Source organism: Pseudobdellovibrio sp. HCB154 (assembly GCF_046267985.1).
Lineage (GTDB): Bacteria > Bdellovibrionota > Bdellovibrionia > Bdellovibrionales > Bdellovibrionaceae > Pseudobdellovibrio.
Window position 1 is genome coordinate 1,854,096 of record NZ_CP176530.1, and the last position, 21,429, is coordinate 1,875,524.

The following is a 21,429-nucleotide window of genomic DNA, read 5'->3' on the forward strand; positions in this document are numbered from 1 at the left end:
TTGTAATCATTAATTACAGAGCAAGGCCAGTGCCACTTTGATGTGGGGAATTTTGTCTTAGCGCATGACAATATTGCATTCGCTTAATCATGAGTGGCGAAATTTCTTCATGATAAAGTCCGTAAGATTCAACATAAATTCCTTTAACATCATCAGTCAGTGATGAAATCGCATAAAGAATAGATTGATCATCAGGATCAGAGGTGTTTTCAAAACGCATCACCTCATCGAAGAAAATATCTTTCGGATAAAGTTTAATTTTTCCGTCTTCGGTTTTAAAATGGTCATAAGCTAATACCAGATTATGCGTATAACCTTTTTCTTCCAGTTTTTTGATCGCATCAGTTACACATTGCATTTCGCCTGTGCCCGCGCGAATCATGTCGCTGGGAAGCCTAGTAGTTGTATGTTGCTCCATAGTTTTTTTCACCCCTTCAAAAAAAAGAGCCTCATCTTGCGATGAGACTCTTCCAACTCGTTACTTTTTCAGGGCAACGAGTTGATTCGGATGTATGTGTGTGTCTGTCTTTTACTTTTGCAAGTAAAACTTATTTATTAGATCTTGGTTGTTGGCCGCCTGTTTGTCCCTGATTGAAATTTGATTCACGAGACGAAGACGACGATGAGCCTGTACTAGAACCAGTGCTTGAGCTTTGGTTTTGTTTGTTAGTTTGTGAGCCTTGTTGTGACTGGTTAGGATTTTGGTTTTGATTTGGATTAGCATTTTCTTTCATTGTAGTACTCCTTGTTAACGAAACTGCATAAACCCAAGTACAAGTTCTGTTCCAAATCCAAACACCGTTATTTTTGAGTAGAAATTAAAATGCTGCGGCTAGTTCCCGTGTTTAGACCCAGAAAGGGTTCGATAAACTAACTGATATGGTGTATAATTATAAACATGAGAACATTAAACGATTGGCTTATGGCCTACGGCGAAACACATCAGAACAAAATTAATCGCGCGATTCATTTGATCTGCGTTCCGGCAATTCTATTTAGTGTTGTAGGTTTGTTATGGTGCATTCCAAAAGGATTTTTGTTTCCGAATGTTCCATCTATTAATTGGTCGCATATCGTAATGATTCCGGCGTTAATTTTTTATGCGCGCTTGGGGCTTAAACCTTTTGCGTACATGTTGTTAACTTTCGCGATCGTGTCTTCTTTATTAATGCTTTTACAAAATATGGGTGCTCCACTCCTGACACTAAATATTACGATATTTGTTGTGGCGTGGATCGGTCAGTTTTATGGGCATCATATTGAAGGTAAAAAACCTTCGTTCTTTCAAGATCTTCAGTTCTTACTGATTGGCCCTCTTTGGGTTTATTACCACTAAATCCTGATTATATTGTTACACAGACAGTTAATTAAGCAGTTTTATTTAAAACTAATGCGTGACTTTAAAGGCTTGGCCACTTATCTTAACGTCACATCAGTCAGTCGCGGGGTGGAGCAGCCCGGTAGCTCGTCGGGCTCATAACCCGAAGGTCGTAGGTTCGAATCCTGCCCCCGCAACCAATTTTTTTCTAAAAAAACAATCAATCACATTATTATATTAACTAAGGTTAATTTTTAAACTACCGTTTTTGCATTGGTATTGAAATCGAAAACTGGGTCATATCGGTGTCTTTATCTAGCCAAAGTTGGCCACCAACCGATTCTAACAAACTTTGTGAAACATTAAGCCCTAAGCCCACGCCTTGCGAAAGTTCTTTGGTCGTAAAAAACGGAATAAAGATTTTTCCACGTAAGTCGGTCTCAATAAGAGGGCCGTTGTTGGCCATAGAAATAATTAACACATTATCTTTTTGTTTTATGACGATTCTAACTTGCCGTGTTTTTTGTTCAGGGTTTCGCTTAAACGCCTCTACGGCATTAGTAAATAAATTAAGAAGCACTTGATTTACTATTGTCGCATCAGAAGAAAATTTCAGATCTTCATTATCTGAAAAAAATTGAAGGTCGATTGATTCTTTCTTAATACGCTCTGCAGTTAAATCTTTAAAATTTTGAATAAGTTCGCCAACCGTAAACTCACGAATATGACGATCGGTTTTTCCTGCAGGCTCGAGACTTCGCATAGCATTTATAATTTTCGACATTTTTTCAGTCGACCTTAATGCCAGACTTAAGTTTTCTGCCACGCGCTCCTGCATAGCATTTTTGGCTAATTCATTTTCAACCAGTCTTTGCGTTTGTTGAAGCGAAACGCTTGCAGCCATGAGTGGAGAGTTAAGCTCATGCGCAACTCCCGCAGCCAGGCGCCCGACGGCAGCCATTCTTGCCGCCCCTTCAGCTCGAGTTGTTTCTTTGATTAAATTATCGTTGGCTAGAAGGAGATCCCATTGTTGCTGATAGTAACTGCGATTTTGCAAGTAATAGTCTTTACTTTGCCTAAGAACATAAACCATAAAAACAAACGAGATAACGCAAAAACTGAACAAGCCATAATCACGGTTAATAACAGCATCAACCCCCACCGCTACAAAGGCCGCAATGCCCATTGCATATTGATACTTTTTAGAAATCTCTGGTACTACAGATAGGCTGGCGATACTTGAAGTCATAAAGCCGATATAGCTTAGGTAAGCGATAACGAAGTTCGTATTGATATCACTCGCATTGATTAAGGCCATCCCAAAAAACAAAGCCCATGAAAGCGAATGTACCCAAATTACTTTTTCGATAGCCATATACGCTTTATCAAAAGCGGCTTGAGTTTCAAGTTTAAGGGCTTTTTTACAATAGAAATAGCGAATTAGCGCCACAACGAAGGCAGCTGCTAGTAACAATCTTGCCACGACCCCAAGCTGACCCTCTAAGCCTAATGGGGCAAAAAAGAATATCATAGAAATTGCAATGAAGGCCGGTGCTGCAGATCTACTTCTTTTAACAAGTTCATTTTTGAGCTGAGTTTCAACATATTGACCGGACTTTAACAGACGATCCTCTGCTAGATTCTGATTGGTATTTAAATAATATTTATTTGACATGAGATTGCCCTATATTTAAATCCGATATGAGTGAATTCAACTGACAACAAGCGTATCAGAGGGTAATTTGCCTTTAGATTCTCTCGAAATCAAACTTAAAAGGTCTATCTGATGAGTAGCGCTATCGAAGGTTTAAAAATATTACTTGTTGAAGATGATATTGACCTCAGAGAAATCATAAAGCTAGAGCTTGAATATTGCGGCGCAACTGTTACAGAAGCCGAAAATGGCCAACAAGCTTTCACTCTTAATAGCCAAAAAAAATTTGATATTATTTTATCAGACATCAGAATGCCGATCGAAGACGGATTGACTCTCACTAAAAAGGTGAAGTCACTCAACTCAAACTCACCGATTATTTTTCTTATGACCGGATATTCGGATTTTCCGGCCTCGGAAGCTTACCATCTTGGCGTTGAAGGCTTTATTAATAAACCATTCGATTTCGAAACTGTTCTTAACGGTTTTCATCGAGTTTTAAAACCCGCATCTCAGCGATGGCAGGAAGTCTTTTCACCTCAGAATTTAATTAAAATAAAACTAAACCAAACTCCAGACGAAGCCCTAACAAACAAATCTCTTTCCGTCGGGCGCGGTGGAATAATGGTTTTATGCGATAACAACAACATCAACTTCGGTGACAATCTTGAACTAACTTTTTCTGATGGAAGTGTTATGTCAGGCGTAGTTCGCTGGAGCCACAGATCGACAGAAAATCAGAAACTAGAAATCGGTTTAGAGTTTTTCTACCTCAACGAAAAAGCCTTCGAGTTTTACAACAAAACTATGAAGTTAAACAATCCGGCTGCCTATATTCCGCAAGTCTGAGCCCATACTAGCACCAGATCGCACTTATTAGTTTTAAGGTAAACTAAATCCTAGATTTTAGACTTTACACTGACTTTACATTGGGTTGACATAACTTTAGCGCAATTGCGGTATAGTTTACCCCATGGAGCAAGTTTGAAAACCTCGTTTATTAAAAATCACTTCGGATTGTTAAGCCTATTTGTGGGCCTGATGCTGATTTATATTTATTGGGCGCAGTCAGCAACTCAAAGAGGTTTGTTTTTTTCAAATGAAAACTTGAGCTCTGAAATTCACGACACGATCACCCAGTTTCGTTTAACTTCTAAACCTTTAGCTGAAATTAATTTCTCTGAAATTTATGGTAACAGCGGGCAGTTTCAAATTTTGCATCCGCTGTTAAGTATCAAAAAGCCAAATTTAGCAAGCTGCAAGAACTGCAGCGAAAAACAAATCGAAAGTGAAGAAACTAGAGACGCCATCACTTTCGCAAAAGATAAAAGAAGACAGCTCGAATTCTTTTTATCTGGCTCTGCACCACTACCAAATGATTTCTTTTTAAAACCACCCTTTGCTGACCAGCAAGGATCAAGCTATGCGTATCTGATTTCAATGTACCCGACCCTTTTAGAAGATGAAAAAGCTTGGGTCGAAGAGCATCTTTCTTATTTTAAAATTTCTGAACTAAAAGAGGTCTTACAAAAATATCAAATCGACGATTTAAAGTTTCTGATTCTATCGCGTTTTAGTGAACTTGAAGTTGAATCAGTAATTCGCGGAGAAGAAGTTATTCTGACTTCAGATTATGTTTTATTTAAAGACCAAGACCGACTGGGGTTTTCTCCGCTTAGTTATTTGGTTTACTCAGCGGCTGAGTTTAACCAAGCTGTTAAAAATGGAAAATTTGAAGTCAGTCCCGAAATCGAAAATGGAACTTGTATTTTAAAGATTGGAAATAGCTGCTGGACTTATAATTCACGCCAAACTCAAGCTTATTTTTATCGTTACTCTTTTACGATTATACTGTTAATCGGCCTTTTTCTATTTAGCTTACTTGGGTTTTACATCAAAAGCCTTTACGAAAAAAATAAAGCTCAGCTTAAACATCGTTTGTCGCTACAGGTACTAAGTCATGAGTTTAGAACTCCGGTCAGTGCAATGTTATTGTTGATCGAACAAATGACGTCAAAACAAAACAAATTAGATCCTGAAACGCAAGATCTTGTGGTTCGTTTATCAGCTGAAGTTTTTCGTATGCAGAGAATTATTGAGGTTAGTAAAACCTATCTGCAAACGGAAAGTCATCGTGTTCAATTTAATAATGTCGAAATTCCATCTATTAACAACTGGATCAGTGATTTTGTCTTAGATTCAAACAAAGACATTTCATCTGAATTATTAACTGAAGATCATAGCTTAATCGTAGATCCTTTTTGGCTTAAGTTTATTTTATCGAATTTAGTTCAAAATGCTTTTATTCATGGAAAACCACCAGTTGTGATCAAACTGCAGAAAAACAAAACGCAGCTTAAAATTTTAGTTCAAGATAATGGTAAAAACGAATTTGAATCACTTGAACAAATGACCGAAGCCTTTGTTAAAAGCCCACGTAGTCAAGGTATGGGGTTAGGTCTTAATATGATTTTATTCATCGTAGATCAATGGGGAGCCCGTTTGTTATTTTCTAAAAATCCGACGGTATTTACTTTGATCTTACCTTTGCGAGGTAAAAACTAATGGCGCATGTATTAATTATTGAAGATCACCAGAATATTAGTCTTTCACTAAAAGATCTGATTGTTAAAGAAGGTCATCAAGTTACGATCTGTGAAAACTTAGCTCTAGCTCGAGAGCAATTTATACCCACTGTTTCAAGTAAACCCGATCTTATTATTTTAGATTGGATGTTACCTGACGGCCAAGGTTTAGATTTTTTAATTGAACTACGAAAGCAAAGTGTGGCCACTCCAGTTATTTTTCTAACCGCTCGCGCTGAAGTTGTCGATAAAGTGCTTGGCTTAGAAATGGGCGCTAATGATTATTTAACGAAGCCCTTTGAACCGCGCGAACTGATTGCCCGCGTGCGCGTTCAACTTAGAACTAAAGCGCCAGAGCCCACCGGATTACTGACTGTAGGATCTTTGGCGATTGATCGTATTCGCCATAAAGTGAATTTTAAGGGTGCCGCCATTGAACTGGTTAAAAAAGAATTTGATCTTTTAGTTCTGCTTGCTGAAGACCCTGAAAAAGTTTTTTCTCGAGATGAGATTTTAAACAAAGTCTGGGGTTATGAGGTCTACCCGACAACGCGCACCGTAGATACGCATATTATGCTTTTAAGACAGAAAATCGATGATCAACTGATCGAAACAGTACGTTCGGTGGGGTATCGCCTTAAAGTTTTGTAAAGTTTAATTTACAAACGATTCACACAAGCGTGACACGCTAAAAACTCGAATTGGTATTCTGGAATCCAACATCTTAATGGAGGATTCAATGAATCAACTGAGTGGGCTACTTAAAATATCAATTATCGGACTTTTACTCGCTTCCTGCGCGCCGAGTGCAAAACAAATTAAAGAGGCTGTTGAAAAAGATCCTTCTATTGTTTTCACGGCCATTGAAAAAGCACCTGATCAATTTATCGAAGTGGTTATGAAAGCTCAACAATCTGCTCAAAAGGTTGCTGGCGAACGCGCCCAACAAGAAGAACAAAAACAACGTGAAGAGGAATTTAAAAACCCACTTAAACCTGAAGTCGAAGAAGGCCGCGTGATCTTTGGTAACAAATCAGCGCCCATCACAATTGTTGAGTATTCTGACTTTCAATGCCCATACTGCTCGCGCGGTTACACAACAATGAAAGAACTTAAAAAACAATACGGCGATAAAGTTAGATTTGTCTTCAAACATTTACCGCTGGATTTTCATCCACTAGCTATTCCTGCTGCCCGCTATTTCGAAGCGATCGCGATGCAAGACCATGCTAAGGCTGAAAAATTTCATGACTTAGTATTTGAAAACCAAGGTCAAATGCAAAGTAAAGGTGAAGGCTTATTTAAAGAACTAGCAAAGAAAGCCGGAGCTGATATTAAAAAATTAGAAGCTTCTTTAAAAGATGAGAAAATTTCAAAACGTATCGAAGCAGATACTGAAGAAGCCAGAAAATTTAATATGTCCGGAACACCTGGATATTTAATTAACGGAATCTCGTTAAGAGGTGCCTACCCGCTGGCGGCGTTTAAAGAAATTATTGATCGCCAGCTTTCAGCTAAAAACTAATTTCTCCCAAGACTGTTCGCCATTATTCCCCCTCCTGGCGAGCAGTCGTTCTCATTGACTCTACCGCTAAGCATAATAGAATACGGCTATGAGAAATTTTATTTTGTGTTTAATCTTAGTTTGCAGCTTACCTTTCAACTTTTGCTTCGCAAAAAAACCGATTCCAAAATTAAAATCGTCACTTCCAACTCATGGCGTTCTACTGGATTTTGCCTACAATAAGTTGGAGCCGAATCATGTTTATACAATTCGTCTAGAGCACGCTTGGTTTGGAAGCCATATTGTTTCACCACCTGAAGGCCTTACATTCAGTGATGACCGTAAAACTCTGACGTTTCGAGCTCCTACCCTAGATAAAGGGTCTGCTTTTGCTTCTGAAAACTTTGTTGTCGACCTGTACTCGATTATTGATGGAAGCCCTTTAAGATTTGATATTTTTGTCGATGTTCCGCGCGATGCTATCGCTAAGCTTATATTGCCAGAGTATAAAATCGTTGAAAAATTTAAAGATGATGATCCAGATCCGAAGAAAAATACTGATCGCGCGACAATTACCGTTAAGGATCTAAACGGGATAGATGGCTGTATTCCGCACGAACTTTTCGTGTGCAGCCCTAATGATAAAAACAGCTGTCCAGCTACAACTGCCCCAGATATGTCGACTAAATGCTACGGACCTTTAGAAGCAACGTTCTGGTGCTGTACTGTAGATCCGCTTTAGTTACCTTTACGTGGGCCCCAAGCTGGGCCTACATTTGAATTATTCGTATTGCGTGGCTTTTTGTAACTGAATTTACCAAAGCCTTCAGACGTACCTGCTTGATTGGCTTCGATTTTACGTTTTGTTAATTCTAATAAAAGATTTGTTTTTTTAGTTTCTGTCTTTTTCATAATCGTATCCTTATTTTTTCTTATTTTTAAAACCTTTTTTTGGCTTACCCATAACTGACTCTTCATGAGCGATTAACTCAGCAAAGTTCATATCTTCGCTAGGCGGAGTTAAAACCATTTCGTAAGCTTTTTTACTGACTTTAAGAACGTCGATCTGCTTACCTATAAGATCTTCGATATCTAATAACAATTCTTTTTCTTCAGGAGCACAGAATGAAACCGCTAAGCCTTTATTAAAGCCACGACCTGTACGACCAATACGGTGAACGTAGTTTTCTGCTTTTTCTGGAATATCATAGTTAATCACATGAGTGACATCCGGAATATCAATCCCACGCGCTGTAATGTCGGTGGCGATTAACACTTTACACTCACCGCTTCTAAAAGCCTGCATCACTTGCAGACGGTCAGTTTGGTCTTTTTCGCCGTGTAGGGTAAGTGTTTTAACTTCCATGCGCTCCATAGCTTTAGCTACGCGCTCGGCACGAATGCGAGTTCTTACAAACACCACAAACTTACCTTCAGGATTTTGTTTAACGTAATCTGCCAAGAAGAAACGTTTATCATCCATCGGAATGTTGATCACCGCGTGCGAGATATTTTTTGAAACCGGATCTTCTGGAGAAATTTGAATACGAATCGCGTTATGACGAACTTGGTTGTACGCTAAACGTTTAATTTTTGTATTAATCGTAGCCGAGAAAAATAAAGTTTGATGGCCGCGAGTTAATTTACGTTTGATCGATTCGATGTCTTCAATAAAACCTAGATCTAACATTTGATCGGCTTCATCTAACACTAGAATTTCAATACCACTTAAATCAATATGACCTTGGCTGATTAAATCGAACATGCGGCCCGGAGTTGCAATTAAAACATCAAGACCATCTTCAAGTTTTTTAATTTGGCGATCTTGTTCTACACCACCGTAAAGAGCGAATGACTTACAACGCATGTGACGGCTTAAGTTGTTAAACACTTCACCGATCTGTTGCGCTAATTCACGCGTGGGAACCATCACTAAACAACGAATACCACCAGAACGTTTACTTGATTTACTTGAGTGAATGATATCGATAATTGGAATTGCAAATGCAGCTGTTTTTCCAGTACCTGTTTGTGCGATAGCTAATACGTCTTCACCGCGTAAAACCGCAGGAATAGTTTTGTATTGGATATCTGTTGTACGAAAATACTTCATATCCAAAAGGTTACGTAATAGGTCTTCACTCAGCTGTAATTTATCGAATTTCATGGAGCGGACATTACCACTATCTACGCGGTTTAACTAAGCTTTTTAGCTGTGATTGAAAATGCTCTAAGGCGTCTGGAGTAGCCCGTATCTTTAAAGTCACTCCTAGTTCATTATAGCTCTCAGCTAACACCCTTACTCGGGCGCGTATATCGCCTATAATCGCTCCCTGCACTAAGTACGGGATAAACAAGTCTTCATCAACCATTTCGCTTTCGAAATAGCTTAGGATTTTATCGCGTAAATTTTTTAGATCTTCTGGGTTTCGGGTCGAAATTAAGATCGAATTTGGGTACTCGGCTGCAAGTTGAGCCTGCTCTTCATCGCTTAAATTATCGCGCTTATTAAGCACCAATAAGTGCGGCACATCTGTTGCCCCGACTTCATCTAGAACTTTTTGGGTCACCTCTAGTTGAGTGCGAAATGATGGGTCAGAACTATCTACGACATATAATAAAAGTGAGGCATGCAAGGCTTCATCAAGCGTTGATTTAAACGATGCCACTAAATCATGTGGAAGTTTTTTAATAAAACCCACAGTGTCTGAAATTAAAATTTTCGGTCGCGATTCTGGGTACAATGGACGAATCGTTGTATCTAAGGTCGCAAATAATTTATCGGCAACTAAAATATCACTGCCCGTTAGAGCACGCATTAAAGATGATTTACCAGCGTTCGTGTACCCGACTAACGCCACACTGATTTCTTGGCTACGACGTGCACGGCGCACTTCGTGTTCGTTACTAATCGCGCTTAATTCAGTTTTTAATTCTTTAATACGATCGCGGATTTTACGTTTATCTAATTCTAGAGCTGATTCACCGACACCTTTACCGCCTCCACCTTCGCGGTCGTCTCCCCCACCCGTTTCGCGCATGCGCGGGGCTACATAAGTTAAACGTGCGATTTCAACTTGTAAGCGTGCTGTTTTTGTTTTTGCGTGGCGGCTGAAAATTTCAATAATTACACCCGTGCGATCTAAAACTGAAACGCCCGTGGCACTTTCTAAATTGCGTAATTGTGAAGGTGATAAATCACAGTCAACGATCACGATATCAGCTTTTTCGGTGATTTCTTGTTCTTGCGACTCTGACTCTTCGTCTTCGATGATTTCTTCTTCGATCTCATCTTCAGATGAACGTTCTTCTTCCCATTTAAGAGCGGCTTTTGATTTTTTACGATCGACAAGGCTTGCTACTTTTCCAGATCCACCCGTCCAGCGCGCTAGATCCTGCATTTTTCCATCGCCTAAGATTAAAGCTGAACGATCACTGCTGCGTTTTTGCGTAACTTGTCCGATAACACGGTAACCAAGTGTGGTTACTAATCTTGTTAATTCTTGTAATGAACTTTGCAGCTCGGCCTGATCAATACCCGGCAATTGAATACCAACTAAAACCGCTTTAGGTAGCTCGCCCTTTTTTTGTGTTATCATGGGCGCAATCTACCAACTTTTTACTTAAAAATATAGCTATAATCCTGTGGATATTGCGATTGAATATGGGCCACTAAATCTTTTGGTATTTTGGTTGAGTTTCTTTTTAAGCCATAACGGCAGTTATCGTGAACTGAGGCGTTTTGGTCTGCTAAACATTGCACCAAGGCTTCAAAAACAAAGGGCTCTTTTAAGTTTCTGTTACCTAAAGCCTGAGAGGTGTACTGGCGAACTTCGGCTGATGAGTGCTTCAAAGACTTTGTTAAATGCTCTTGAATGGCTGGTGTATCAAACGGAACCCCTACGAAATACAGCGAAGCCTTTTTTAAAACCCACTGGTTTTGCTCGCGGTTCATTAATGAAATAATTTCGTTTACGACTTGTTCGTCATAAGTTTGGATTTGTTCTAAAGCTTGAACAGAATTTGCGCGGATGTCGTAGTCTGTCTCGTAAAGCATTTCGATTAAAGGCTTTTTTAAACTTGCGGTCACCGCTTCTAAACGCGTTAGCGCTTTTAATAATTGGCGTTTAATGGTTGTCGGCGCTGTAGATAATAAGTTTTGTAAACGACTAATAATCTGTGGATCTTTAGTGCCTGTTAAACCAATCGCTTCAATAGAGCTTCCGTTTTCCCAGGTTTTAGCGGTATCAACTGAGGCATAATCAATACGAATTAAATTTTTAAACGGATTTCTGAAATCTGAATTAATCATCAAGTTGATTTCTTCTTGAGTTAACCCTTTAGTGACCATTTTGATAAATGATTTTGAGACTGTTGGTGACACTTGTGTCACAGGTAAACCCAATTGCACACCTAGAGTTGCATAATCGTAAGCTAAGAAGAATGTGACCTTATCAATTAAGCCAGCTAAATCATTTTTAAGACTATCATTATTCTTAATTTGTGCGATGGCTTGGGCTTGAGCCGGATTAAGTTTTACTTTGCTCATTTCATTAAAGAAATCGTTACACAATTCGATATAACCTAAGTTTTGCTTTGAGCGCAGAAGATAATCTAAATCTGCAGCGCGCGCTTCGATTGAATTATTTGTATTTCTGACAGAGCAAATACGGTTAGCGATATCGTTATCAGTACCAATTCCATTTGTCTGTTTAAAACATCGACCAATCGCAGTGAAACGTGATGCTAGGTTTGTATTACTTAATTTACCTAACGTATCCATCGAGTACGGCTGCATTGTTTTTTGTACGTGCTCAAGTTTATTTAATTGATCAAAGTAGCCATCAGATACTGTAGATAAATAGCTTTTAACGATCGGGCCTGATTCTTTTCCTAGTGGCGCTTTTTCACAGAAGCCATAAATTGCAGGTACTCCGGGAAATGATCTTTCCATACGGCTGATGTTTTTTTCTCCCGATGGGCCGTACCTGGCTTCAACCACACGTTCAGCAAAGCTTCGCTCTAAGCCGTCGGCTAATAATACTTGTAAATATTCTTCTGGAGTTCTGGCGTCTGGTTCTTTACCCGCTAAAGTATTACAACCAAAAAGATAGACTTCTTTAGGTTTTTCTAAAATGCCTGTGCACTTGCGTGAGCAGCTTTTTGTTTCAAGTTCTGATAACGATAAGTGGTAGCCACTTTCGCCAAAGAATGTTCCGCCGAAGTGGCCCGAAATCACCAGCACATCACACTGAATATTTTGATTACAAGCTCGGTCAAACCAGCGCTCATCACCAACGGCAAGCTCTGTAAATTTAAAACGATTGTCGCCTGATAGCTTTTGTCTAAAAGATTTAATTTCGTCGTCTGAATTAATCGTGATTGAACAGATATTTTTCTGCTCCCCCGCATAGGAACTTAATTCAGTTATGTTTTCATTTTGGAAGGTGTCTTTAAGAAAGTAAGAACTAAGACCAATTGCGAACACTACAACAAGTGATAACATTATCTTTTTCATTCTTAAATTGTAACGCCCAAAGAGACAAAATAATAGTTTGTTGAGTCTTTCGCAGGACCTGCGCTCGACCTTAGGGCAGCATTCTACAGCTTCTTAATTTGATCGAATAAGATAAGGGCACCCATGACCAGCACAAAGTAACCAAATCCTTTTTTAAGGCCTTTTTCAGAAACTTTTTTTGACAGAGCCATACCTATAAATAACCCCACCACAGCTATTCCAGTAATCGTAAACAACAAAGTCCAATTAACTTGAGCATGGTGCTGCAGATCACCGATAAAGCCGATCAGTGATTTTGCAGAAATAATGAAAAGCGAAGTTCCTACAGCTATTTTCATTGGCATACCGACAAGCACTACTAACGCCGGAATAATTAAAAATCCACCACCTGCACCGACAAACCCGGTCACACCTCCGACCACTAACCCTTCGGCAGCGATCAGTAAAAACTTAGTTGTTGGTGATAGTTCGGCTTTCTGAGTTTCAGATTTTTTTGCCTTGATCATTGAAACTGATGCCGCCACCATTAAAACGGCAAAAACTAACATGATCAGTAGCGGCTTAGAAAAAACAAAACTTCCCCATTGAAACACCGGGTCTGGTAGCGCCGGTACAACATAAGCCCGTGTTAAATAAACACCGATAAAACTTGGCACCGCGAAAATAAATCCGGTTTTAAGATCTACTTCACCTTTTCTTAAGTAAAACAATCCACCGACTAATGCAGTAGCCCCCACAATAAATAAAGAATAGGCTGTCGCCGTGATCGGATTGGTACTAAATAAATACACCAGGATCGGCACAGTTAAAATAGACCCACCGCCGCCGATCATGCCCAGCGATAGTCCCATAAATATCGAAGCTATATACCCTACGATTTCCATAAAAACCTACTTTTGTAATTTTAATTTTTTATCAACCGCACGAAACAAGAACATTCCCACAAGCATGCTGGTCACAAACAACGCCGGAGTTTTGTCAAAACTTGCCAGTGATGTGATGGCTGGCCCCGGACAAAATCCACCTAACGCCCAACCAACACCGAAAATAAAAGATCCCAACATTAAAGCCGGTGTAATCTCTTTTTTGGTTGGCACATGCCAATCAGGGCTTAGTAATGGCGATTTTCTTTTTCTGATTATTTTATAAGTTATAAAATGAACAACAATGGCACCGGCCATAACAAAAATCAGCGATGGATCCCAGTTGCCGAATAAATCTAAAAAGCCAATAACTTTTTGTGGCTGGGTCATACCTGATAAGCCAAGTCCGATTGCAAAAACAAACCCTACAACTAAAGCAGCTAACGAATTTTTCATTAGTAAACTCCTAACATTCTAAAGATATAAACAGCGGCGATTCCTGAGGCCATAAAAACAGCTGTCGCAACTAATGATCGTGGTGACATTCGGCTGATACCACAGACGCCATGGCCACTTGTGCATCCACTTCCCATAATCGTTCCAAAACCAACCAGTAAACCTGCAGCAATCGTTGTCCAAGCATCCGAGGTTAAGGTGTTAGCGAAAGTATTTGGGTTGAGCTGTCCCATGACAAGTCCACCTAAAAACAAGCCGGCAATAAAAAGAACTCGCCACAAAGTATCACCTTTAACCGGCGACAAGGCCCCGTTAATAATTCCACTGATTCCAGTGACACGGCCGTTCCAAAAAAGCATAAGTGATACTGATGTACCAATTAATACTCCACCTAATAAAGCGTTGATCCAATCCTGACTCATATTAAAACTCCTTACTCTCTAACAACTGGTAATTTTTTTTCGTTCCAGCGAAGCATTCCGCCGACCAAGTTAATGGTAAATTTATAGCCTAATTTAATACTTTCTTGTGTCGCTGTGGCTGAACGTACACCACTACGACATACAAAAATAATTTCTTCTGAACGGTCACCTTTTTCTAAGAACGCGCTAAGATCCGGTCCTAAAGTAATCAATTCAGTACCTTCAATATGACCCAGTTCATTGTTGTATTCATCGGCACGTCTGACATCGATTAAACGAAATTTGTTTTTCGTGACATCTTCTCTGTGCTCAAAAAGTTCTTCGACAGTAATTTCAGGCGTACCATTATTTACCTGCGGGTGAAAAATTTGACTGTCTTTAACAACACCACAGACTAAATTTGCCGGTACCGCTTCATGAATCTTTTTAGGATTAGCCAGTTTAAGTTCAGACATAATCTTTTTAAAAGCTTCCAATGAAATTGATTCTTTTAACCGTTCATTATGTTTTTTTTCCGTACCGATCGTCGATGACGTATGGCCACGGTAATCATGGCCGGGGTAAATCACTGTCTCATCAGGAAGCTTAAAAAGCTTTTCTCGCACACTCTTAAACAGCGTTTCTGAGTTTCCTTGTTGAAAATCAGTTCGGCCACATCCTCTGATTAACAGTGCATCGCCGGTAAAAATCAGGCCTTCAAAAGCATAAGTCAGACAGGTGTTGGTGTGCCCGGGTGTTGCGATAACTTTTAGAGTTTTATCCCCCAATAAAAGTTCTTGCCCGTCTTCTAAAGGAATATCGACACAAGCAATTTGAGCTTCTGCGCTTACACCCGATTTCAGCCCTAAACGTTTTCGCAGTTCACCGGCGCCCGTAATGTGGTCAGCATGAATATGCGTGTCTAGTGCATAAATTACTTTTAACCCAAGTTCATCAATCAACTTGGCATCACGCTCTACCATTTCTAGAACAGGGTCGATAATTGCGGCTTCTTTCGTTTTTTTATCAGCGATGATATAGGTGTAGGTCGACGATATGGGCTCAAACAACTGGTGAAAAATAATATTGTTATTCACAGACTCTCCTCTATTAAAAATGTAATTAAATCTTTTATTCGCATGCTTAAGGCCGTCTCCAAAAAGTGGATGGTTAAGTTCAATCCAACGATGGCACTGACTCATAAGAACATAATTATCAAAGCTTTCACAATTTTTAATTATTTCTTGCTCGATTTGTGCCGGAGCTATGATAACGGCCAACTTGTTTCCGATATTTTTTAGAACTTCGGTTATTGTTTCGACCTTAGCAAATTGAGATCCTGGGATATGACCTGAATCAAATTCCGCCTTGCTACGTAAATCCAGCAAACTGATCAGCTCAGGCTCAGTTGTCCAAATGTTATAGATCTGCTCGCATGAAATTTGTGAAATCTTTGAAAAATCCATATCTCTACTATCGTATAAAATAAAAAAACCAATGATGTGCCAGCACATCAATTACCTTGTTATTTTGATCTCTGTCGCCGAAGAGATTCGCCGCGTCTAATTTCGAAACATCCAATGCTGTGCCAGCACATCATTGTCTAGCCAGCTTTTAAGTTAGTCTATTGCCAATCATGTTCATTCAATACGAAGGAGAATATAGTGAATAAACCAAAACTTATCCTGTCAACAACCAGTCCTTACGCACGACGAGTGAGACTGGCGGCTCTGGAGAATAATGTTGATTTTGAAGTCATTGTAGACGTTCCCTGGAACGACAATACAGGGGTGATTAAATTTAATCCGTTAGGCAAAGTGCCTGTTTGGATAACTAAAGACAATGAAGCTATTGTTGATTCGCGTGTAATTGTAGAACTTCTAGAAAATCAAAATGGCTACAAATTCAGCTCACCCAATCCGACTCAGTATTTAGAGATTAAAAGAATCGAGGCCCTGGCTGAAGGAATCATGGACGCTTCGCTTTGCCTATTTGCCGAAAGGAGAAAAAGACCTGAAGATTTGCAACATCCGTGGTGGATCGATCGGCAGTTCGGCAAGCTCCATCGCGGTCTTGAGCACCTGCAAAATATATTGGGATCTCAACAATTTTTATTTGGTAGACGACTTACCGTAGCTGATTTTGCTCTTATCAGTGCGCTCGGTTATGTACAACTGCGCTTTAGTGAGGATTTTTCATTAAAAGAAAAATACCCTGTTCTCATGAATTATTACGAAAAACAAATGCAACGCGAGTCTGTCAAAGCGACAGTTCCGGTTCTTTAAAGAAAAGAGGTCTAAAAACATTTTAAGCTTGATCCTGAAGGGCGATCAAACCATCGCGGTTTAAAATTTGAATTGAGCGTCCCTCTTGTAAAATAAACCCTTCCGTTTCTAGTTCGGCTAAAGCTTTAATAACTGTAGATACCGTGCTGGCGCAAAAGTTCGCAATTTCTTGGCGGGTCCAGTTATGCTGCGGATGCAGGTCTTTTAAATACACTAACGATTGTGCGACGCGAACTTTAATCTCGTTTTCTAAAATCATAACATGCTGGGTTTCGCATCGACGCAATTCTTTAGCTAAAACGTAAACGACGTTTTTTAAGAGTGACTGATCTTTTTCAATTCCTGCCAAAACCGAAGCTTTGGGTATAAATCGAATAGCTGTTGGTTCAAGCGCTATGGTGTTACCGTGATAACCTTCGTCTGAAAAAAGGGCGCGGTGACCAAAAAATTGCCCTTCTCGAAAAAACCTTAGCAGATGCTCTTTGCCAGATGTCGAACTTAAGATCGTTAAGCCCACTAACCCCGACTTAACAAAGTACATTCCTTTAGGAGATTCTCCTTGAGAGTAGATATGGTCGCCCCTTTTAAACTGGAGTGACTGCGATTGCGATTCAAAATACCAATGCATTTCTGGTGTTAGATCAGACCAAAGCTCTTTCGTGTTCATGCAAAAATTCTAGCAAACCACCGGGGCAAATTACACCCTCTAACGCAGGTCATTTGCGCGCATTTATTGGCGGCCAATTTTTTGCAAAAATTATGATCCAGAACATAATTGCAGCCACAGAAATTTGCTAAATTAGGTCATATAGCAAAAGGAGCATATATGAAGCCTATCGTTAAAGAGTTTTTTGACAAAGCCACATGGACTTTAACTTATGTCGTTTACGACTCGGTCACAAAAGACGCTGTCATTATGGATCCCGTGTGGGATTATGACCCGGCCGCTTCAAAAATGTCTACACAATCTGCCGAACAGGTTCTGGCTTTTGTAAAGGAGAATAATTTAAAAGTTCATTATATTTTAGAGACGCATGCTCATGCTGATCACGTCAGCGGCTCGCAGTTCTTAAAAAAAAATCTGCCTGGAGCTAAAATTGGCATCGGCGCAAAAATCACCGAAGTGCAAAAAGTTTTTAAAGATGTCTTTAATTTAGATCCAAACTTTAAAACTGATGGGAGCCAATTTGATTTACTTCTAAAAGAAGGTGAAATCCTAGCAGCCGGCACTTTAAAAATTGAAACTATCTATACCCCGGGCCATACACCGGCTTGTTCAAGCTACGTCGTTGAGGATTCTGTTTTTACCGGTGATGCTTTATTTATGCCCGACTATGGAACTGGACGATGCGACTTTCCCGCAGGAAGTGCCGATGATCTGTATACATCCGTGCACGAAAAACTTTATAAGTTGCCAGACTACTACAAAGTCTATGTCGGTCATGATTATTTACCCAATGGCAGAGCCTTAGCTTTTCAAAGTACGATCGGTGAAGAAAAAGCCAAAAATATTCAGCTTAAATCAGAAACCAACAGAACAGATTTTGTTGAATTCAGAAACACCCGCGATAAATCACTGGCTGCCCCCCGCCTACTGCTGCCGAGCGTGCAAGTCAACATTGATGCCGGACATTTACCAGAACCAGAAGATAACGGAAAAAGATATCTGAAAATTCCAGTAAGAGACTAAGGAGTAACGACCAACCAGTTGCAACTGGCACAGCAAAATTTGACTAGCTATAAATAAAGCATTACGCTTCCGTTATATGAGTACAGTATTGATTTTAAACGGAAGCCCGAATGCAAAAAAAGGTAACAGCAATAATTTTATTAAAATTATTCAAAAGACTTTACCTGCGTCTTTAAAAACTAAAGTCATTCATTTAGCTGAAGTTAAAAAGACGTCTTCTTTATATAAAGACATCGATAAAGCGTCTGGCTTTATTTTTATAACTGGCACCTACTGGGATTCTTGGGGTTCACCACTACAAAAGTTTTTAGAAGAGGCCACTGATCTTGAAGGCACAGAAAGCTTTGTGGGAAAACCCTCGGCTGTGTTTGTCTTAAATCATTCTGTAGGTGGAAAAGCCGTTCTCTCACGTCTTCAAGGTGTACTTTCTACTTTCGGGTGCCTGATTCCGCCGATGAGTGGAATGGTTTATTCACTTGTGACTTCACTGGCTCTTAAAAATTCTCTGTCAAAAAAGTATAAAGATGATTTTTGGTCTTTGGATGATATCTCGATGATCTTAGAAAATTTCGAATTAGCTTTAAATATAAAGACAAAATGGAAAGCTTGGCCCGTTGATCGTAAAAACTTTCGCAAGAACTGGGTCTAAAAACTTTGAAATTAGTTCACAAATTTTATTTAACACATCCTTAAAAATTCCTGTGTCACCACACACGCCCAAACCTTATCGAGCGTGCCTAAAACCAAAAAGCACCGGGCAAATTCTTCAGATCGTTTTTAGCCCGCTCTCGAGCGAAATTTGACCGATATTCGTATAAAAACTTCCTAGTGTCACAATAGCGCGAATTTGCGGCACGTCAGTTGCTCTAATGGAAACCGAACAACAAAACCAAACCATTAGGGGAAAAAACCATGAAAAAGCTATTATTACCGATCGTATCAAGCGCGTTATTATTATTAGTATCATGTAAGCAGGAGTTATCTGGAAGCATTAACATCCTTTCTCAGATATCTTTAAGATCAACTAAGGGTGAAAATGTTCTGTTAGCTCCGCAACACAAAGCCATGAGAGTTAAATTCACTGGTAAAAAAACTTTTGAATTACAATTTAACGACAAAAAATTTGAATTCAAAACTCAACAAAATCTTAAAAAAATTAACGCTGGTGATAGATTAAATTTACCAGCTGGTCAAAACGGACAATCTTATAATTTAGATGCTCAATACACTGTAGATACATCAAGCTCTGGATTAATTCGTTCAGTTGAAAGCTGTACCTATACGGTGACTGAACACCGTTGCCAGGACTTTACACAGCCTAAATCTTGCCAACAAGTGACTGAGTGTGATCCTTCAGGCACAAAATGTAAAACACGTGAAGTATGTACTGGCGGTCAAACTGTAACTAAATGTGGACCAGTATCTGTTAACCGTCATGGTAACCAAGAAGTTGAATACTATAATAGAACTACGACAGATCGTTTAAATGGCGTATTAGTTCACCCTGCTAACGGTGCCGTTGTTGCGAACATTAGCGCTGCTGATAGCGAATCAGAAAAAATCTACCAATACCGCGCAACTTGCCGATAATTGATAGTTAAAATTTGAACTTTCCTTGAGGGCGCTTGACCGAGCGCCCTTTTTTATTTGTGATTTTAATCGACAAGCTGACAGTCGAAATTTTGATTTCTCTTGTCAGTGCAAGCATCCAGAACTTGAAGTTGATGATCACTGGCGCGCGTTGCTAGTTCGTAATAATTCTCTGATAACATCGTCATATCATCGACTTGTAAATCACCCGATGGAATAGCTGGCATATCGAACAACGCTAAAACTAAATCTTGCATATAACGGCTTATACGGCCGTTACCATCGTGAAAACCATGAATACGAACGATCGTTTGTTGAACGAAAAGAGCTAACTCTCGTGGAGTAAAGATTTTCCCATTCCACACAAGAGGTTTATGTTCGCGCATATTTTGAATCATACGATCAAGAAAAGATAAAAGATTTTTGATGTGAGTTTCAGAGTATGCTGGATGCGATGGTTTAAGTAGACCATTTTGAACCAACATAATTTGCGTAAAGCCCGTGGCTTCTGTTGGTTTTGGCTCAAGGCCTAATGCCAGATACATATGATTAATAGCTTGTACATTCGCGGCGACTTCGTTTTGCTTTTCTTTAAGAGTCCAACTGATCTCGGCATCTTTTGCATCTTTGATTGTACCTGGGCCCATCACCATACCGTACTGACCTGATTCATCAGCGGTATAAAAGCTTCTGTGAATTTGTTTGAAGAACTCTAGCGTGAAAGGCTGACCGTTTCTAAGTTGTTCTTTAACTGGATGTAACGTAGCAATGCCCTTACTCCAGTTATCCCAAACTAAGTGACTTCTTTGCGCGATAGGAACTTCGTAATCTTCGGGTTTAATTTGAAAAATCACATTTAACGGAATATTTTCTCGGCGCGCTTTTTCAAAACTATAACGATCTACATAACGTAAACCTTGGTAGTAGTTTAAACGGCCCATCGGACGGCCCATTTCAGCCAACTTCTGAGAAACCTTACCCATCTTAAGCGTGTATTCACACTCAAATTCAACCTTTCGGTAATACTGTCTTAGCTCGCTTCTACTAAAAGAAGGATCTGTCACCTTAACAGCTTGCCATTGGCAAACCAGCGGGGTTGCTAAGGCTACCTTAGAGATTAATAAGACTGAAAAAGACACCGTAAAACGTACTAGATTTTTCATGAAGAAATACCTATGAAAGATGTATTCCCGGTTTTAAAGAAATATAGAAGCTTTGGATTTACCGATCTGTACTGAGGTTAATCACTACAGGGAAAATCTTACTTAGCTAGTTTTTTGGAGCGCTAAACGCTTAAATTGCTGGGCTGTCATTAATGTCGCAGATCCAGCCGTGAAATCGAAGACGATTTTGATGTCGTTTTTTAAAAGCTGCTTTTCGACCTGCTCTTTTTTCTTTTGAAGACTGATCTCAACCGCCCCGTAATCAGTGCCTTCGCGTAAGACAAATTCTTCGATTAAAGCATCGATAATTTCTGGCGATAGCTTTTCTCGGGGAACTTCAATAGGAGGAAGGATTTCAGGGCTGTTTTCTGGATTCATGTTAGGCATATTTGCATGGGGAAA

The 21,429-nt window shown here is 39.6% G+C and carries 24 protein-coding genes and 1 tRNA gene; 11 read left to right on the forward strand and 14 right to left on the reverse strand.

The window, feature by feature from the left end:
* Nucleotides 1–13 precede the first annotated feature (13 nt).
* A complete protein-coding gene (locus ACKWCF_RS09065; protein WP_409477258.1) occupies nt 14–418 on the reverse strand; it encodes a phosphoribosylpyrophosphate synthetase in 405 nt (134 codons plus the stop codon).
* 130 nt (nt 419–548) lie between these two features.
* Nucleotides 549–734 (reverse strand): hypothetical protein, encoded by a 186-nt coding sequence (locus ACKWCF_RS09070; RefSeq protein ID WP_409477259.1) that lies wholly within the window; start codon nt 732–734, stop codon nt 549–551.
* Nucleotides 735–898: 164 nt separating this feature from the next.
* On the opposite strand from ACKWCF_RS09070, the gene ACKWCF_RS09075 reads away from it, so the two are divergent.
* Together ACKWCF_RS09075 and ACKWCF_RS09080 are read left to right on the forward strand one after the other, a co-directional pair.
* A complete protein-coding gene (locus ACKWCF_RS09075; RefSeq protein WP_409477260.1) occupies nt 899–1,336 on the forward strand; it encodes a DUF962 domain-containing protein in 438 nt (145 codons plus the stop codon).
* A 105-nt stretch (nt 1,337–1,441) separates the two neighbouring features.
* Nucleotides 1,442–1,518: transfer RNA gene (locus ACKWCF_RS09080), tRNA-Met, on the forward strand.
* 59 nt (nt 1,519–1,577) lie between these two features.
* On the opposite strand, the gene ACKWCF_RS09085 is transcribed toward ACKWCF_RS09080, so the two are convergent.
* Nucleotides 1,578–2,993, reverse strand: a complete 1,416-nt coding sequence (locus ACKWCF_RS09085) for a sensor histidine kinase (protein WP_409477261.1) — start codon at nt 2,991–2,993, stop codon at nt 1,578–1,580.
* A gap of 111 nt (nt 2,994–3,104) precedes the next feature.
* Here ACKWCF_RS09085 and ACKWCF_RS09090 point away from each other — a divergent pair, with 111 nt between their 5' ends.
* The 5 genes from ACKWCF_RS09090 to ACKWCF_RS09110 all read left to right on the forward strand — a co-directional run bounded on the left by ACKWCF_RS09090 (nt 3,105) and on the right by ACKWCF_RS09110 (nt 7,803).
* A complete protein-coding gene (locus ACKWCF_RS09090) occupies nt 3,105–3,821 on the forward strand; it encodes a response regulator (RefSeq protein WP_409477262.1) in 717 nt (238 codons plus the stop codon).
* Nucleotides 3,822–4,013: 192 nt separating this feature from the next.
* The gene (locus ACKWCF_RS09095; RefSeq protein ID WP_409477263.1) at nt 4,014–5,537 is read left to right on the forward strand and encodes a sensor histidine kinase; all 1,524 of its coding nucleotides are present in this window, start codon (nt 4,014–4,016) and stop codon (nt 5,535–5,537) included.
* A complete protein-coding gene (locus ACKWCF_RS09100) occupies nt 5,537–6,208 on the forward strand; it encodes a response regulator transcription factor (RefSeq protein WP_409477264.1) in 672 nt (223 codons plus the stop codon). The genes ACKWCF_RS09095 and ACKWCF_RS09100 overlap by 1 nt, the downstream gene beginning before the upstream one ends.
* Nucleotides 6,209–6,296: 88 nt before the next feature.
* Entirely contained in the window at nt 6,297–7,082 is a 786-nt protein-coding gene (locus ACKWCF_RS09105) for a DsbA family protein (protein ID WP_409477265.1), read from the forward strand.
* An 88-nt stretch (nt 7,083–7,170) separates the two neighbouring features.
* Nucleotides 7,171–7,803 (forward strand): hypothetical protein, encoded by a 633-nt coding sequence (locus tag ACKWCF_RS09110; protein ID WP_409477266.1) that lies wholly within the window; start codon nt 7,171–7,173, stop codon nt 7,801–7,803.
* On the opposite strand, the gene ACKWCF_RS09115 is transcribed toward ACKWCF_RS09110, so the two are convergent.
* The 8 genes from ACKWCF_RS09115 to ACKWCF_RS09150 all read right to left on the reverse strand — a co-directional run bounded on the left by ACKWCF_RS09115 (nt 7,800) and on the right by ACKWCF_RS09150 (nt 15,765).
* On the reverse strand, nt 7,800–7,973 hold the full coding sequence (locus tag ACKWCF_RS09115) for a hypothetical protein (protein WP_409477267.1): 174 nt from the start codon (nt 7,971–7,973) through the stop codon (nt 7,800–7,802). The genes ACKWCF_RS09110 and ACKWCF_RS09115 overlap by 4 nt on opposite strands.
* Nucleotides 7,974–7,983: 10 nt before the next feature.
* A complete protein-coding gene (locus ACKWCF_RS09120; RefSeq protein ID WP_409477268.1) occupies nt 7,984–9,228 on the reverse strand; it encodes a DEAD/DEAH box helicase in 1,245 nt (414 codons plus the stop codon).
* Nucleotides 9,229–9,244: 16 nt separating this feature from the next.
* The gene (gene hflX, locus ACKWCF_RS09125) at nt 9,245–10,660 is read right to left on the reverse strand and encodes a GTPase HflX (protein ID WP_409477269.1); all 1,416 of its coding nucleotides are present in this window, start codon (nt 10,658–10,660) and stop codon (nt 9,245–9,247) included.
* Nucleotides 10,661–10,680: 20 nt separating this feature from the next.
* Nucleotides 10,681–12,579, reverse strand: coding sequence for a hypothetical protein (locus tag ACKWCF_RS09130; protein ID WP_409477270.1), 1,899 nt, complete (start codon nt 12,577–12,579; stop codon nt 10,681–10,683).
* Nucleotides 12,580–12,662: 83 nt separating this feature from the next.
* Nucleotides 12,663–13,463: a sulfite exporter TauE/SafE family protein gene (locus tag ACKWCF_RS09135; RefSeq protein ID WP_409477271.1), complete on the reverse strand. Its 801-nt coding sequence runs from the start codon at nt 13,461–13,463 to the stop codon at nt 12,663–12,665.
* Nucleotides 13,464–13,469: 6 nt separating this feature from the next.
* Entirely contained in the window at nt 13,470–13,898 is a 429-nt protein-coding gene (locus ACKWCF_RS09140; protein WP_409477272.1) for a DUF6691 family protein, read from the reverse strand.
* Entirely contained in the window at nt 13,898–14,320 is a 423-nt protein-coding gene (locus tag ACKWCF_RS09145) for a YeeE/YedE family protein (protein ID WP_409477273.1), read from the reverse strand. Before ACKWCF_RS09145 ends, ACKWCF_RS09140 begins: the two co-directional genes overlap by 1 nt.
* Nucleotides 14,321–14,331: 11 nt before the next feature.
* On the reverse strand, nt 14,332–15,765 hold the full coding sequence (locus ACKWCF_RS09150) for an MBL fold metallo-hydrolase (protein WP_409477274.1): 1,434 nt from the start codon (nt 15,763–15,765) through the stop codon (nt 14,332–14,334).
* 198 nt (nt 15,766–15,963) lie between these two features.
* Here ACKWCF_RS09150 and ACKWCF_RS09155 point away from each other — a divergent pair, with 198 nt between their 5' ends.
* Nucleotides 15,964–16,584, forward strand: a complete 621-nt coding sequence (locus tag ACKWCF_RS09155; protein WP_409477275.1) for a glutathione S-transferase C-terminal domain-containing protein — start codon at nt 15,964–15,966, stop codon at nt 16,582–16,584.
* A 22-nt stretch (nt 16,585–16,606) separates the two neighbouring features.
* On the opposite strand, the gene ACKWCF_RS09160 is transcribed toward ACKWCF_RS09155, so the two are convergent.
* A complete protein-coding gene (locus ACKWCF_RS09160) occupies nt 16,607–17,251 on the reverse strand; it encodes a Crp/Fnr family transcriptional regulator (RefSeq protein WP_409477276.1) in 645 nt (214 codons plus the stop codon).
* Between the two features lie 159 nt (nt 17,252–17,410).
* On the opposite strand from ACKWCF_RS09160, the gene ACKWCF_RS09165 reads away from it, so the two are divergent.
* From ACKWCF_RS09165 to ACKWCF_RS09175, 3 genes are all read left to right on the forward strand, one after another.
* Complete coding sequence (locus ACKWCF_RS09165; RefSeq protein WP_409477277.1) at nt 17,411–18,274, forward strand: MBL fold metallo-hydrolase; 864 nt, start codon at nt 17,411–17,413, stop codon at nt 18,272–18,274.
* A gap of 76 nt (nt 18,275–18,350) precedes the next feature.
* Complete coding sequence (locus ACKWCF_RS09170; RefSeq protein ID WP_409477278.1) at nt 18,351–18,923, forward strand: flavodoxin family protein; 573 nt, start codon at nt 18,351–18,353, stop codon at nt 18,921–18,923.
* Between the two features lie 263 nt (nt 18,924–19,186).
* Entirely contained in the window at nt 19,187–19,864 is a 678-nt protein-coding gene (locus ACKWCF_RS09175) for a hypothetical protein (RefSeq protein WP_409477279.1), read from the forward strand.
* Between the two features lie 65 nt (nt 19,865–19,929).
* Here ACKWCF_RS09175 and ACKWCF_RS09180 read toward each other — a convergent pair whose 3' ends face one another.
* Both ACKWCF_RS09180 and ACKWCF_RS09185 read right to left on the reverse strand, forming a co-directional pair.
* Nucleotides 19,930–21,027: a Fic family protein gene (locus tag ACKWCF_RS09180; RefSeq protein WP_409477280.1), complete on the reverse strand. Its 1,098-nt coding sequence runs from the start codon at nt 21,025–21,027 to the stop codon at nt 19,930–19,932.
* Between the two features lie 102 nt (nt 21,028–21,129).
* On the reverse strand, nt 21,130–21,405 hold the full coding sequence (locus ACKWCF_RS09185; protein WP_409477281.1) for a YheU family protein: 276 nt from the start codon (nt 21,403–21,405) through the stop codon (nt 21,130–21,132).
* Nucleotides 21,406–21,429: the final 24 nt, after the last annotated feature.

What these genes read in the sequence shown, in the direction of transcription:
- ACKWCF_RS09065 (WP_409477258.1), bottom strand. Translation starts at nt 418, where the DNA reads ATGGAGCAACATACAACTACTAGGCTTCCCAGCGACATGATTCGCGCG.
- ACKWCF_RS09070 (WP_409477259.1), bottom strand. Translation starts at nt 734, where the DNA reads ATGAAAGAAAATGCTAATCCAAATCAAAACCAAAATCCTAACCAGTCA.
- ACKWCF_RS09075 (WP_409477260.1), top strand. Translation starts at nt 899, where the DNA reads ATGAGAACATTAAACGATTGGCTTATGGCCTACGGCGAAACACATCAG.
- ACKWCF_RS09085 (WP_409477261.1), bottom strand. Translation starts at nt 2,993, where the DNA reads ATGTCAAATAAATATTATTTAAATACCAATCAGAATCTAGCAGAGGAT.
- ACKWCF_RS09090 (WP_409477262.1), top strand. Translation starts at nt 3,105, where the DNA reads ATGAGTAGCGCTATCGAAGGTTTAAAAATATTACTTGTTGAAGATGAT.
- ACKWCF_RS09095 (WP_409477263.1), top strand. Translation starts at nt 4,014, where the DNA reads ATGCTGATTTATATTTATTGGGCGCAGTCAGCAACTCAAAGAGGTTTG.
- ACKWCF_RS09100 (WP_409477264.1), top strand. Translation starts at nt 5,537, where the DNA reads ATGGCGCATGTATTAATTATTGAAGATCACCAGAATATTAGTCTTTCA.
- ACKWCF_RS09105 (WP_409477265.1), top strand. Translation starts at nt 6,297, where the DNA reads ATGAATCAACTGAGTGGGCTACTTAAAATATCAATTATCGGACTTTTA.
- ACKWCF_RS09110 (WP_409477266.1), top strand. Translation starts at nt 7,171, where the DNA reads ATGAGAAATTTTATTTTGTGTTTAATCTTAGTTTGCAGCTTACCTTTC.
- ACKWCF_RS09115 (WP_409477267.1), bottom strand. Translation starts at nt 7,973, where the DNA reads ATGAAAAAGACAGAAACTAAAAAAACAAATCTTTTATTAGAATTAACA.
- ACKWCF_RS09120 (WP_409477268.1), bottom strand. Translation starts at nt 9,228, where the DNA reads ATGAAATTCGATAAATTACAGCTGAGTGAAGACCTATTACGTAACCTT.
- hflX (WP_409477269.1), bottom strand. Translation starts at nt 10,660, where the DNA reads ATGATAACACAAAAAAAGGGCGAGCTACCTAAAGCGGTTTTAGTTGGT.
- ACKWCF_RS09130 (WP_409477270.1), bottom strand. Translation starts at nt 12,579, where the DNA reads ATGAAAAAGATAATGTTATCACTTGTTGTAGTGTTCGCAATTGGTCTT.
- ACKWCF_RS09135 (WP_409477271.1), bottom strand. Translation starts at nt 13,463, where the DNA reads ATGGAAATCGTAGGGTATATAGCTTCGATATTTATGGGACTATCGCTG.
- ACKWCF_RS09140 (WP_409477272.1), bottom strand. Translation starts at nt 13,898, where the DNA reads ATGAAAAATTCGTTAGCTGCTTTAGTTGTAGGGTTTGTTTTTGCAATC.
- ACKWCF_RS09145 (WP_409477273.1), bottom strand. Translation starts at nt 14,320, where the DNA reads ATGAGTCAGGATTGGATCAACGCTTTATTAGGTGGAGTATTAATTGGT.
- ACKWCF_RS09150 (WP_409477274.1), bottom strand. Translation starts at nt 15,765, where the DNA reads ATGGATTTTTCAAAGATTTCACAAATTTCATGCGAGCAGATCTATAAC.
- ACKWCF_RS09160 (WP_409477276.1), bottom strand. Translation starts at nt 17,251, where the DNA reads ATGAACACGAAAGAGCTTTGGTCTGATCTAACACCAGAAATGCATTGG.
- ACKWCF_RS09165 (WP_409477277.1), top strand. Translation starts at nt 17,411, where the DNA reads ATGAAGCCTATCGTTAAAGAGTTTTTTGACAAAGCCACATGGACTTTA.
- ACKWCF_RS09170 (WP_409477278.1), top strand. Translation starts at nt 18,351, where the DNA reads ATGAGTACAGTATTGATTTTAAACGGAAGCCCGAATGCAAAAAAAGGT.
- ACKWCF_RS09175 (WP_409477279.1), top strand. Translation starts at nt 19,187, where the DNA reads ATGAAAAAGCTATTATTACCGATCGTATCAAGCGCGTTATTATTATTA.
- ACKWCF_RS09180 (WP_409477280.1), bottom strand. Translation starts at nt 21,027, where the DNA reads ATGAAAAATCTAGTACGTTTTACGGTGTCTTTTTCAGTCTTATTAATC.
- ACKWCF_RS09185 (WP_409477281.1), bottom strand. Translation starts at nt 21,405, where the DNA reads ATGAATCCAGAAAACAGCCCTGAAATCCTTCCTCCTATTGAAGTTCCC.